13 protein-coding genes are annotated in these 13,168 nt (G+C 32.3%); 7 read left to right on the top strand and 6 right to left on the bottom strand.

Features of this window, described 5'->3' with window-relative positions; all coding sequences use genetic code 11:
• The first annotated feature begins 61 nt into the window (after nt 1-61).
• The 5 genes from AC3VJB_RS07215 to AC3VJB_RS07195 all read left to right on the top strand — a co-directional run bounded on the left by AC3VJB_RS07215 (nt 62) and on the right by AC3VJB_RS07195 (nt 4,697).
• Nucleotides 62-634: a Crp/Fnr family transcriptional regulator gene (locus AC3VJB_RS07215; protein WP_073181299.1), complete on the top strand. Its 573-nt coding sequence runs from the start codon at nt 62-64 to the stop codon at nt 632-634.
• A gap of 122 nt (nt 635-756) precedes the next feature.
• Nucleotides 757-1,509 (top strand): type 1 glutamine amidotransferase domain-containing protein, encoded by a 753-nt coding sequence (locus tag AC3VJB_RS07210; protein WP_253679869.1) that lies wholly within the window; start codon nt 757-759, stop codon nt 1,507-1,509.
• 2 nt (nt 1,510-1,511) lie between these two features.
• Nucleotides 1,512-2,717, top strand: coding sequence for an MFS transporter (locus AC3VJB_RS07205; RefSeq protein ID WP_159616076.1), 1,206 nt, complete (start codon nt 1,512-1,514; stop codon nt 2,715-2,717).
• 4 nt (nt 2,718-2,721) lie between these two features.
• A complete protein-coding gene (locus tag AC3VJB_RS07200; RefSeq protein ID WP_073181297.1) occupies nt 2,722-3,660 on the top strand; it encodes an aldo/keto reductase in 939 nt (312 codons plus the stop codon).
• Nucleotides 3,661-3,734: 74 nt separating this feature from the next.
• Nucleotides 3,735-4,697, top strand: a complete 963-nt coding sequence (locus AC3VJB_RS07195; protein ID WP_253055893.1) for a TIGR03571 family LLM class oxidoreductase — start codon at nt 3,735-3,737, stop codon at nt 4,695-4,697.
• Here AC3VJB_RS07195 and ribB read toward each other — a convergent pair.
• The 6 genes from ribB to tpx all read right to left on the bottom strand — a co-directional run bounded on the left by ribB (nt 4,694) and on the right by tpx (nt 11,452).
• Nucleotides 4,694-5,836, bottom strand: a complete 1,143-nt coding sequence (ribB, locus tag AC3VJB_RS07190; protein ID WP_497666955.1) for a 3,4-dihydroxy-2-butanone-4-phosphate synthase — start codon at nt 5,834-5,836, stop codon at nt 4,694-4,696. The genes AC3VJB_RS07195 and ribB overlap by 4 nt on opposite strands.
• Entirely contained in the window at nt 5,814-7,286 is a 1,473-nt protein-coding gene (locus AC3VJB_RS07185) for an LptF/LptG family permease (protein ID WP_497666954.1), read from the bottom strand. The genes ribB and AC3VJB_RS07185 overlap by 23 nt, the downstream gene beginning before the upstream one ends.
• Nucleotides 7,287-7,378: 92 nt before the next feature.
• A complete protein-coding gene (lolA1, locus tag AC3VJB_RS07180; RefSeq protein WP_047789293.1) occupies nt 7,379-8,032 on the bottom strand; it encodes an outer membrane lipoprotein periplasmic chaperone LolA1 in 654 nt (217 codons plus the stop codon).
• 39 nt (nt 8,033-8,071) lie between these two features.
• Nucleotides 8,072-10,540 carry a DNA translocase FtsK gene (locus tag AC3VJB_RS07175; protein ID WP_047789292.1) on the bottom strand — a complete coding sequence of 823 codons (2,469 nt, stop codon included), beginning with the start codon at nt 10,538-10,540 and terminating at the stop codon, nt 8,072-8,074.
• A gap of 27 nt (nt 10,541-10,567) precedes the next feature.
• Nucleotides 10,568-10,948 carry a diacylglycerol kinase family protein gene (locus tag AC3VJB_RS07170; RefSeq protein WP_047789291.1) on the bottom strand — a complete coding sequence of 127 codons (381 nt, stop codon included), beginning with the start codon at nt 10,946-10,948 and terminating at the stop codon, nt 10,568-10,570.
• Between the two features lie 6 nt (nt 10,949-10,954).
• Nucleotides 10,955-11,452 carry a thiol peroxidase gene (tpx, locus tag AC3VJB_RS07165; protein WP_047789290.1) on the bottom strand — a complete coding sequence of 166 codons (498 nt, stop codon included), beginning with the start codon at nt 11,450-11,452 and terminating at the stop codon, nt 10,955-10,957.
• Nucleotides 11,453-11,566: 114 nt separating this feature from the next.
• Between tpx and AC3VJB_RS07160 the strand changes: the two genes are divergently transcribed.
• Both AC3VJB_RS07160 and AC3VJB_RS07155 read left to right on the top strand, forming a co-directional pair.
• Entirely contained in the window at nt 11,567-12,955 is a 1,389-nt protein-coding gene (locus AC3VJB_RS07160) for an MATE family efflux transporter (protein WP_462098592.1), read from the top strand.
• Entirely contained in the window at nt 12,942-13,166 is a 225-nt protein-coding gene (locus AC3VJB_RS07155; RefSeq protein ID WP_073181286.1) for a DUF8828 family protein, read from the top strand. The genes AC3VJB_RS07160 and AC3VJB_RS07155 overlap by 14 nt, the downstream gene beginning before the upstream one ends.
• Nucleotides 13,167-13,168 lie beyond the last annotated feature (2 nt).

Here is a 13,168-nt window from a genome sequence, read left to right as displayed (position 1 = left end):
ATAATTAATGTGTTGTTTTTTGTATATAAACTCTATTGAAATTATTATTTAAATTTGTCGAATGCAAGATAAATATGAATTACTGAGGAGGCATTTTGAAGAAATTGTTAAGGTTACAGATGAGGAATGGAATATTATAAAACCTCATTTTCAATTTAAAAAACTTAAAAAGCACCAGTTTTTAATACAAACAGGACAACCAGTAGATTGTGAGTTTTGGATTATTAAAGGGCTCATAAAATCATATATTATAGATGAAAAAGGGCACGAGCATATTCTTCAATTTGCTATGGAAGAGTATTGGGTTAGTGATTATTATGCATTTCAGCATAAAGAGTTAGCGACAACTATAGTAGATTGTATTGAAGATTCAGAATTTTTCTGTTTATCATTTGAATCAAGAGAAATTATCTGCGAAAAAATTCCTGCAATAGCAAACTTTTTTAGGGTTAAATCTAATTACGGTTTTATTAACCTACAGCAACGAATTTTATCTTTATTAACTCAAACAGCTGAAGAACGTTATGATGCTCTATTATTTAAATTACCTAAGCTAGTACAACGCGTACCCAAAAAATTAATAGCAGCTTACTTAGGAGTTTCTAGAGAAACTTTAAGTCGTTTTAAAGGTTAAAAAATGATATACATCACATTTTTATATTGCGATACATCACTTTAAAATTGTGACATACATCCTCGTATATGCTAAGGTTTTCATTGAATTTTGTCTAAGAAATTTAAACAAAAAACAAAACAATGAAAACAAGATTTTATACATTCATACTTGCTTTATTTTTTAGCACTGCATTAATAGCACAAAAAAAACAAAACAAACCAAGCGTGTTAATGGTACTATCTAGTCACCAAGAATTAGGTAAAACCGGAAAAGAAACTGGCTACTATTTAAGTGAAGTTACGCATGCTTATGAGGTTTTTGAAGCTAATAATTATGAGATAACACTAGTTAGTCCAAAAGGAGGAAACCCGCCAGTAGATGGTTTTGATCTTAAGGATGAAGTGAATAATAAATATTGGAATGATGCAACATTTCAGAACAAACTTCAAAACACATTAAAAGCTTCAAAAGTAAAAGCTAAAGATTACGACGCTATTTATTATGCTGGTGGACATGGAACAATGTGGGATTTCCCAAGCAATAAAAAACTAGCGAAAATTGCTGCAAAAATTTACGAAAATGATGGTATTGTAGCAGCTGTTTGTCATGGTCCTTCGGCTTTGGTAAATATTAAATTATCTAACGGTAACTATTTAGTTGATGGTAAAATAGTAAGCGTATTTACTAATGAAGAAGAAGCTAATGTGAAATTAGAAAATGTGGTACCATTTTTATTAGAAGATAAACTAATTGAACGTGGTGCGACTGTAGATAAAGCAGCTATGTGGCAGGAAAAAGTAAGCGTTGATGAACGTTTAGTAACAGGTCAAAATCCTGCTTCTGCAAAATTAGTAGCAGAAAAAATTGTAGAACTTTTAAAGGCTAAACACTAAAAATGGAAACGCAAATAGGAACTTTAAAAGCAAAATCAAAACGTAAAAGCCTACCAGCTGCATTATGGGCATTAACCATAAGTGCATTTGGTATCGGTACTACAGAATTTGTTATTGTTGGCTTACTGCCAACAGTAGCAAACGATTTAAACACCTCAATATCCTCTGCAGGTTTATTAGTAAGTCTGTACGCCGTTGGCGTTGCAATTGGTGCGCCAGTATTAACCGCATTAACAAGTCAAATTGCAAGAAAACGACTGCTAATAGCCATAATGCTATTATTTATAATTGGTAACGGATTGGCAGCTATTGCACCTAGTTTTATCTTACTAATTTTAGCTAGAATCTTAACAGGTTTTGCACATGGTGTGTTTTTTTCAATAGGCTCAACAATTGCAGCTAGTTTAGTGCCGGAAGATAAACGTGCTTCTGCCATTTCTATAATGTTTGCAGGTTTAACTGTAGCAATCGTTACTGGTGTACCATTAGGAACCTATATAGGACAAAACTTTGGATGGCGTGCCACCTTTATAGGTGTTGCTATCTTAGGAATTATTGGTGCGGTAGCAAGTTACTTTTTGGTACCAGCGTCGATTAAAACATCAAAACCACTTCGTATTGTAGATCAGTTAAAAGTACTTAAAAACCGTTCTATTTTGCTGGTACTTTCTATCACAGCTTTAGGTTATGGTGGTACTTTTGTAACCTTTACCTATTTAGCTCCTTTATTAGAAGAAGTTACTGGTTTTTCAGCAAATATGACGAGTATTTTATTACTAGTTTACGGTATTGCAATTGCATTAGGTAATGTAATAGGCGGTAAAGTATCTAATAAAAAACCAGGGAAAGCCTTAATGGTTATGTTTGCCTTACAAGCTATAGTATTGTTAATACTTTATTTTACAGCATCTAGCCAAATATGGTCAGTGGTTACACTATTTTTTATGGGCATATTAGCCTTTTCTAACGTGCCAGCATTACAATTGTATGTGGTAAAAATGTCTGAAAAGTACTTGCCAGGTACCGAAGATGTTTCATCAGCTTTAAATATAGCAGCCTTTAATGTAGGTATTGCAATTGGCGCCTATGTTGGCGGACTTATTATTGAATCTTCACTTGGTGTTGGCGCAACACCTTGGGTAGGTAGTATGTTAGTAATAGTAGGCTTTTTAATCACTTTGATTTTATACAAAAAAGAAAAACTTTAAAACAATGAAAACTTTACAATTTAGAAATAACGACGAAATGCCAATTTTAGGTCTTGGTACCTTTAGATCAGAACCTAACGAAGTGTACACGTCGGTATACGAAGCTATTAAAATAGGTTACCGACATATTGATTGTGCATCAGTATATGGTAACGAAAAAGAAGTAGGAAACGCTATCGCAGATGCCATTAAAGAAGGTATTGTTACACGTGAAGACCTATGGATTACTTCAAAATTATGGAGCGATTCTCATGGAAGAGAAAACGTTATTCCTGCGTTACAAAACACCTTAAACGATTTACAGTTAGAGTATTTAGATTTATACCTAATCCATTGGCCAATTGCCTTTAAAAAAGGTGTCGAGTTTCCTAAAACAGCAGAAGAATTTATTCCGCTTGAAGACCAACCACTTACAGACACTTGGAAAGGTATGGAAGATGCTTTAGAACAAGGCTTAGCTAAGCATATTGGGATGAGTAATTTCAACCAAAATGATTTAATAGATATTATTGATCATGCTAAACATTTACCAGAAATGCTTCAGGTAGAAGTGCATCCGTTTTTACAACAAAACGAACTGTTAGAATTCGCTAAAGCACATCGCATTCACATGACGGCTTATGCACCAATAGGTTCTGGTGCAAATGATGATGATGATTTAAATTTGTTGAAAAACAAGACTATTAACGATATTTCAACTGCTAATAACATGACTGCAGCACAGGTACTTTTAGCTTGGGATATACAACGTGGTGTTTCGGTCATACCAAAATCGGTTAACCCAAAACGCCTTCAAGAAAACTTTAATACTATTGCTTTTGAATTGAATGAAGACGATATGAAACGTATTGAAGCTTTAGATAAAAATCATCGTTTTATAGATGGTACTTTTTGGGAAGTTGAAAAAGGTCCGTATACAGCAGAGGGTATCTGGAATGACTAAGAACAAAACTACATCAGACATGTTTACTTATTTAAGTTTTAAACTGTTTGATGTAGTTCAATTTTTTTAATTTTATGAAAAATTTTGATAAACTATACAAACCAGGTAAAATGACGCTTGGTATTGAATTTCCTTTAGATAACGATTGGTCTTTAGAAGGCGATAAAAAACGAAAGGAAGATGGCAGACCATTTGGTGTGCCAGATATTAGTAAGCATTTACAGTACGTTAAACAAATTGATAAGGCTGGTTTTGCTGCAGTTTGGATTAGAGAAGTACCAGTTTACGATCCTAATTTTGGTGATGGCGCACAGTTATTTGACACCTTAAGTTATTTAGGGTATTTATCTGCCGCAACTAAAAATGTGTTGTTAGGTACAGCCGCAATAGTTTCTCCATTACATCAACCTATAAAACTAGCAAAAGCAACCGCTACGATAGAACATCTAAGTGACAGCCGACTTATTTTAGGCTTAGGTTTGGGTGATAGACCTGTTGAGTTTCCAATGTATGGTATCGATTATCAAGAGCGACCAAAATTGTTTAGAGATCATCTAAATATTATGCAAGAAGCTTGGAAAACCAACAGTGATTTATCGGCCATATATCCGTTTTTAAATAAAGGTGTTGCGGTATACCCGAAGCCAAAACATCAAATTCCGCTAGTCGTTGCTGGACATTCCGGACAAAGTCTTGAGTGGATTGCCAAAAATGCTAATGGTTGGTTTAATTATCCAAGAACACCTGAAGAAACCTATTTAAACCGTAAACGATGGTGCGAAGCATTATACGATACAGATCAAGCCTGCAAACCTTATATTTCGGCATTTCATTTAAATCTGTTACAAGATGATAATACTATGTTTAAACCACATCGTTTTGGTGGTTCAGTAGGTATTAATCATTTAACTGAATTACTAAAAGCTTACGAAGACGCCGGTGTAAACCACATGGCCTTACATTTACGAAAGTCAGACACATCTTTAGATGAGGCGATTTCAAAAATTGAAACAGTAGTTCTTCCTAATTTTTATTAATAATTTACATAATCAACAATTTCTAGCCCGTAACCAATCATACCTACACGTTTAGTTTGTTTAGTATTAGAAACCAAACGTAGTTTATGAATGTGTAAATCGTGTAAAATTTGTGCACCAATACCAAAGTCTTTGTTGTCCATGACTACATTAGGAGCTTTCATTTCACCTTTTGTTTGGTTCTCTTTTAAAATGCGAAGTCTATTTAAAAGGTTTAATGCTTGCATTTGTTGGTTAATAAATAATATAGCGCCTCTACCTTCATCATTAATAACTTTGAACATTTGATCTAATTTTTTGTCAGCATTATTGGTTAAGGTTCCTAAGATATCATTGTTAACTAAAGTAGAATTAACACGAGTTAAAATAGGCTCATTTTTACTCCAAGTACCTTTGGTTAGGGCAATGTGTACTTGGTTATTAGTAGTTTGTTTATATGCACGAAGGCGGAAATCACCAAAACGAGTTTGAATGTTAAAATCTTCTTTCTTTTCAATTAACGAGTCGTGCTCCATTCTATAAGCAACTAAATCTTCAATAGAAACAATTTTTAAATCAAATTTCTTAGCAACTTTCATTAGTTGAGGCAAGCGTGCCATGGTACCGTCTTCATTCATAATTTCAACGATAACACCAGCAGGCTCTAAACCGGCTAAACGAGCAAAATCTATAGCAGCTTCTGTATGACCGGTTCTACGTAATACACCTCCGTTTTTAGCTTTTAAAGGAAAAATATGCCCTGGTCTAGCTAAATTAAAAGGTTTTGTATCAGAATTAATTAAAGCTTGTACAGTTTTAGCTCTATCAGAAGCAGAAATACCTGTAGTAACACCATTTCCACGTAAGTCAACCGATACAGTAAAAGCAGTTTCCATAGGGTCGGTATTGTTACTAACCATCATTCCTAACTCTAATTCTTTACAACGAGTTTCAGTAAGAGGGGTACAAATTAACCCACGACCATGAGTTGCCATAAAGTTGATCATTTCTGGGGTGATTTTTTCTGCAGCTGCTAAAAAGTCACCTTCATTTTCACGATCTTCATCATCAACTACGATAATAACTTTACCGTTTTTTATATCTTCAATAGCTTCTTCAATTGTGTTTAATTGAATATTAGTTGGTGTTTGTGTTGTCATTATGTTGCGGTTTTCTCTTTTTAGAGAATAAGTTTTTTACAAAGTTTCGTATTGGAGCAAAAAAGCTATTAATATCAAAAAGACCTTTATCTTTGGTAGCTCTAACTGTTAAAATAATAGCCAAAGGTAGCATTAAAAATACACTTAGCCAAGAGCCAGTAATAGCTGTAAGTGAGCTTTCTTCTGCTAGGTTTCTTCCGAAGGTATTGGAGAAAAAATATAGTACATAAATGGCAATTGCCAAAATCATAGGTAAGCCCATTCCTCCTTTTCTAATAATAGAACCTAAGGGAGCACCAATAAAGAAAAGTAATAAACAAGAAAGAGAAAAGGCCATACGATTAAAAAACTCTATATCATATAAATTTAAATATTTTCGTTTGTTTTTTAAGATGTCTTTGTTGGATTTATTATTGTTGATTGTACGTTCTAATTTAGAGGTAGCTACCGAAAGAATATTTTGCTTTTCTTTTAATTCAAAGTTTTCAAGAATGTCTAGAGAAAGGTTTTTGTTTATTAATGAGTCAGGGTGTTGGTATAAATCTTCTACATCAATACTTAAAAACAAGTTTTTAGCTCTACTACTAACAAAAGCATCATAATTTTGTTTCATTGTTGGCAAAGTGTCTTTTAACTGAGCCAAACTTAACATATTGTAATTTGTTTTATACTTTTCATCTTCCAAACCATCATCATTAAATGAAGAGATATCAATGTTAATAGTATATTCTTTAAAAGTTGCGTAGGAAGCTGACATTTTTTCTCGCTCTTTATAAGAAGCTCCGTTTTTCAAATGATGTTCAAAATAATGTCCATTTTTTAAAACCAATGTCATATAACGACTACCTTCTTCTGAAAGAATTTCACCACGTTCTGCAGTAATTATTTTATTGTTTCCTTTTTTAGAAGATAAGTCGTAAATCATCACTTCTTTTAAAAGGTTATCATCTTTACCGTACTTTTCTTTAAATTTTATTTGAAAATTAGGGATTTCAGTGTTAAAACTTCCTGCAACTAATGCTATTGCAGGTTGTTTCTTTTTAATGTTTACCTTCATGTTTAATTGCTTAAGCATTGCGTATGGGTATACATAGTTAAGAAACAAAAAGTTAATACTACTTAAAAAAATAGCTAAGAAAACAATAGGGCGTACCATACGCTGTAAAGACACACCTGCAGATTTTGCTGCAGCAAATTCATAATTTTCAGATAAACTACCCAGTGTCATAATAGAAGATAATAAAACACCAATAGGTAAAGCTTGAGGGGTGACAATAAGAGTTGTGTACCACAAGAATTTTAAAATAATTCCTGCGCTAATACCTTTACCAGCAAAATTATCAAAAGCTAACCATAATACTTGCATTACTAATACAAACAAAATGATAAAGAAGGTTGCTAAAAAAGGAACTAAGAAGCTTTTTAATATATATCTGTCTAATGTTTTCACAGATGCAAAGGTAGTAGGTTAGTGGCATATAAACACAAAAGTTTTGTTAATGATTTTTGAGCAAATCAGTAACAAAACTTTTATGTAATTTTTTAGTCGATATAATATCCTTGCTTAGCATACTTAGTTCTATCAAAAGAAAAAAGTTGAGCAGATATAGGTTGGTTGCTTTTAAATTTAGTAATTGTAAAAGTAGTTTCAGCTCCGTTAGAGCCTATTTGGGTAAGTTTATAAATATGTTTTGTTTTAGCATCGATACCTAATTGAACTTTTACAATATCAGAGTTACTATCAATAGGAGTAAGGTCTATGTACTGAACTTTACGTCCATTACTGTTTTTTAATGCCCCCATTTGGTAATTATAACCTTCTTTGTAAAAAGTTAATAATTTAGAAGGGTAAATAAAGCCATCTTCTTCATCTAAATTACCATTGTTAATACTAACTTCCTTTTCATCTTGGTTAATAACAACTAATTTTTTTCCATCAAAAATAAAGGTGTTTCCAAGATAGTCTAGGTTATATTTTTCACCAGAGAGTGTAATTTCTCCTCTTATTGGAGGGTCATTTGTGATACCCGCTTCTTTGTTAATTAAAGAAGAATTAAAACCTATAACCATGTTTCTGTAGGTACCCATTTTATTTGAAACTTCATCTAACAGTTTTTTTGCTTCAGAAGAATCTGTTTGTCCCATAGCACTAATGCTAATACATAATCCAATAAATAATAATCCTATTTTTTTCATCGTCTTTCTTATTTCCACTTTCGGAATAGTTTATAATTATTAATTCTTTTCACTTTCTAATAATTGCTCTAAAGCAATTAAGTCTGGTACAAGTACTTGTCGTGCTTTGCTACCTTCGAAAGGACCTACAATACCAGCGGCTTCTAATTGATCTATTAATCTACCTGCTCGGTTGTAACCTAACTTCAATTTACGTTGCAATAACGATGCCGAACCTTGTTGTGCAGTAACAATAACTTCAGCTGCTTCTTTGAACAGTTTATCTCTGTCTGCAATATCAACATCAAGATTTGTGCCACCTTCTTCGCCAACATATTCTGGAAGTAAATAAGCTTCTGGGTACGCACGTTGGGAACCAATAAAATCGGTGATTTTTTCTACTTCAGGTGTATCTACGAAAGCACACTGAATTCGAGTAATATCATTTCCTCCAGAATACAATAAGTCACCTCTACCAATTAATTGGTCTGCTCCTGGGGCATCTAAAATAGTTCTCGAATCAATTTTTGAAGTTACTCTAAAAGCAATTCTAGAAGGGAAGTTTGCTTTTATAATACCTGTAATTACATTAACCGATGGACGCTGAGTTGCCACAATTAAATGAATACCGATGGCACGTGCTAATTGAGCTAAACGAGCAATAGGGGTTTCTACTTCTTTTCCAGCGGTCATAATCAAATCAGCAAATTCGTCAATTACTAATACAATATAAGGTAAAAAGCGATGTCCGTTTTCAGGATTTAGTTTACGAGCCTTAAACTTTGCGTTGTATTCTTTAATGTTACGAACCATGGCATTTTTAAGCAAGTCGTAACGATTATCCATTTCAATACATAAAGAGTTTAAAGTGTTAACTACTTTGGTAGTATCTGTAATAATAGCATCAGAATCATCTGGTAATTTCGCTAAGTAATGACGCTCTATTTTATTGAATAGTGTTAATTCTACTTTTTTAGGATCAACTAATACAAACTTTACTTCAGCTGGATGTTTTTTGTATAGAAGTGATGTTAAAATAGCATTCAATCCTACTGATTTACCTTGTCCTGTAGCACCTGCCATAAGTAAGTGAGGCATTTTAGCTAAATCGATAACAAAGGTTTCGTTTGAAATAGTTTTACCTAAAGCAATAGGAAGTTGCATAGGTGATTCTTGAAACTTTTTTGAAGCAATTACCGAATGCATAGACACGATAGTTGCTTTTTTATTAGGTACTTCAATACCAATAGTTCCTTTACCTGGAATAGGAGCAATAATACGTATTCCTAAAGCTGAAAGTGATAAAGCAATATCGTCTTCTAGGTTTTTAATTTTTGAAATACGAACTCCAGCTTCAGGTACAATTTCATATAAGGTAATTGTTGGACCAACAGTTGCTTTTATTTGTGCAATACCAATTTTGTAGTTTTTTAAAGTTTCTACGATTTGATTTTTCTTAGCTTCAAGTTCGGTAGGGTCAACAGAAATACTTTCGTTATATTCTTTTAGTAAGTTAAAAGAAGGGAATTTAAAATTTCCTAGCTCTAAGGTAGGGTCAAACTCACCAAAATCTTTGAGTAATTGATCTGATAAGTTTTCAGAGACACTTTTTTCTTCTGCAATTTTTTCAATAGCAACTTCTACTTCTTTTTTACTGTCTTCTAATATATCTATCGTAGGCTCGTTAGTTTGAGTAATATCTAAAGAAATTTCTTCTTTCTTTTCGTTATTTGAAGTTTCATCAACACCAGAATAGTTAGAAATGGTTGGTTGTAAATTTTCTAGAGATAGTTCAAAGTCTGATTTATCTTTCTTTGCTTCTTCAGTTTTAGCTTCTTCAGAATTGATGTTAACATCAGTATCATTTACAATTGTAGAGTCATCTCTGTTAACTTTAGGAGTATCTTTTATAGCGTTAGCTTTTTTCTCTTTATTAACTTTTACCTTTTCACTAATTGTTTCAGGAGTAATACTAAAGCGTATAATTAAATAAGCAACTAAAAAGAAAATAAGCAAAATAGCTAGCCCTGTTTTACCTATGAAAGTTTGTAAATATTCATTTAATTCAAAACCGATAACTCCTGATAAAAGGGCATGTTTTTTTTCAAAAAAACCCAGAGTTATTGCAAACCATAGCATAATAAGAATAGCCCAGTTCCAAGAGGTTATAATTCTTTTTAGATTGGTTTGAAGTAAAATTCTAGATCCTGTTAAAAACAATGTTATAGGTATAATAAAAGCCCCTAAACCAAAACCGTCGTATACAAGAAAATTACTGAGTTTAGCACCTATTTTTCCTAATAAATTTTTAGTAGGAATTGTTCTGTCTGCAAATTGACTAAGTGTGCTTTGATCTTCTTGCCAAGAGAAGAAAAAAGAAATAAAAGCAACGGTTAAAAATATAGAAAACAGTAATAGAAAAAAACCTAGAATAGTTTGGTTTTGTCTATTTGAAAAAAAGGTTTTAGCCTTTTTAATGATAGAAGTTTTTGGCTGTTTTTTTTGAACAGTTGTCTTTTTTTTTGCCATGTATTTTTGTTAGGAATAAATTGAACGCTACAATATAGCTATTATTTTAGGAAGGTAAATTACTCCAGCAATAATTAACGATACAAGAGCTGCAAATGCAGGAGCACCAGCAGCAATATCTTTAATGAAACCTATTTTTTTATGGTAATTTGGGTGTATAAAATCAGCTACTTTTTCTATGGCAGTATTTAGAGCTTCAGCAACTAAAACAACTCCTATAGCTAACACTTGAACTATCCATTCGGTTGCAGATATGTTAAAGTAAAAACCTAGGAAAACAGCAATTAAAGCAAATGTAAGTTGAGCCTTTATGCTATCTTCTGTAGTTATTAACAACCACATTCCTTTTACTGCAAATTTAATACTACGTATGCGTCCTTTTAAAAAGCCGTCATTCGGGTTCTTCATATATTCTTAAAGAGCTTTTAACGCAGCTTCATAATTAGGTTCGTCTACAGTTTCGTTTACTTGTTCTGTATAGGTTACAGTACCATTTTCATCAATAATAACAATAGAACGAGAATGTAAGCCTGCTAAAGGTCCTGTAACAATTTCCAATCCATAGTCTTTGCCAAATCTACCAGCAGCAAAATCAGATAACATTACTACATTTTCAATACCTTCAGCACCACAAAAACGATCTTGAGCAAAAGGTAAGTCTCTAGAAATACATAAAACTTTAGTGTTTTCTAAATTGGCTGCTTTTTTGTTGAATTCTCTAACAGAGGTAGCACAAGTACCTGTATCAACACTTGGGAAAATATTTAAAATTAATCTAGTACCATTAAAGTTATCTAATTTTTTAATAGATAAATCAGTTGCAACTAATGAAAAATCAATTGCTTTAGTTCCTATTTTAGGTAGGTTGCCTATTGTTTCAATAGGGCTCCCTTTTAGTGTTATTGATGCCATTTTATTCCAGTTTTAATAAAAATCAAAGGTAGTTAAATAAATTAAAAAATAAATAAGATAAAGTTGGAGCACCTTTAAAAAACTTATCTTCGCAGCTTGAAAAATGGATAGAAATTGAATTTACAACAATATACATCTGAGTTTAAATATAACTTAAAACTTGCAGCTCCTGTAATGTTAGGTATGTTGGGACATACTTTTGTGAGTTTTATAGATAATATAATGGTAGGGCAATTAGGAACTGCTGAGTTGGCAGCAGTTTCATTAGGAAATAGCTTTATGTTTATAGCTATGTCTTTAGGTATTGGTTTTTCTACCGCAATAACTCCTTTAATTGCTGAAGCAGATTCTTCAAATAATTTTACGCAAGCAAAATCTACTTTTAAGCATGGACTTTTTTTATGCACTATGATGGGGCTTGTACTGTTTTTAGCTGTTTTCTTTTCGAAGCCGTTAATGTATTTAATGAAACAACCTATAGAAGTAGTTGAGTTAGCGATTCCATATTTAGATTTGGTAGCCTTTTCATTAATTCCGATGATTATTTTTCAGGCATTTAAACAGTTTAGCGATGGAATGTCGATGACACGTTACCCTATGTATGCAACATTAATAGCTAATGTGTTAAACGTGCTACTTAATTACTTACTTATTTATGGAAAGTTTGGTTTTCCAGAGTTAGGAATAGTAGGAGCTGCTTATGGAACATTACTTTCAAGGTTTGTAATGGTAGTATATCTGTGGTGGTTGTTAAGTAAAAAGGAACGTTCAAAACGCTTGGTAACCAATATTAAGTTTTTTGTTTTAGATACTTTGATGATTCGAAAAATATTAAATTTAGGTACACCAAGTGCTATGCAAATGTTTTTTGAAGTAGCTATTTTTACGGCAGCAATTTGGTTAAGTGGATTGTTAGGTAAAAACCCTCAAGCAGCAAATCAAATAGCATTGAATTTATCTTCTATGACATTTATGGTAGCAACCGGGTTAAGTGTTGCTTCTATGATTAGAGTGGGGAATCAAAAAGGATTAAAAAATTATAAAGAATTACGAAGAATAGCGTTTTCAATCTTTTTTTTAGGAACAATATTAGCGGTTGTATTTGCTACTTTCTTCTTTGTTTTTCATAAATCATTACCAAATTTATATGTTGATTTAAGCGATGCTGAAAATTATGCAGATAATATGGAGGTAATGAGTATAGCAGCAAACTTATTAATTGCTGCCGCAATTTTTCAGATTAGTGATAGTATACAAGTTGTAATGTTAGGTGCTTTACGTGGTTTACAAGATGTTAAAATACCTACATTAATAACTTTTATATCGTATTGGATAGTTGGTTTTCCGATTAGCTTTTTCTTTGGAGCAAAAGATATGTATGGTAGCTTTGGTATTTGGTTAGGATTACTAGCAGGATTAACTACAGCGTCAATCTTATTATTTATACGATTTAACAAATTAACTATCAAACTTATTAAAACAAAACACCATGAACTTACCTAAATTTTTATTAGCAGATAATAGTAAACACCCAGAAGATATTTTCGTTTTGCATACTGAATATCCTCGTTTTTTAATTAATTTAAAAGACGATGAAGTTGAATGGTTTGAAGATTTATCAAATGAAAATGAACAAGATTTAGCTAATGAGTTAGAAAGCTTAATTGAAGCTGCAGGATTGTTTTATGATGCAGAAATGGAAGGGTTAGATTAAAA

This window comes from Tenacibaculum sp. TB-53 (genome assembly GCF_059716285.2).
This window is presented reverse-complemented; position numbering and strand designations above follow the sequence as displayed.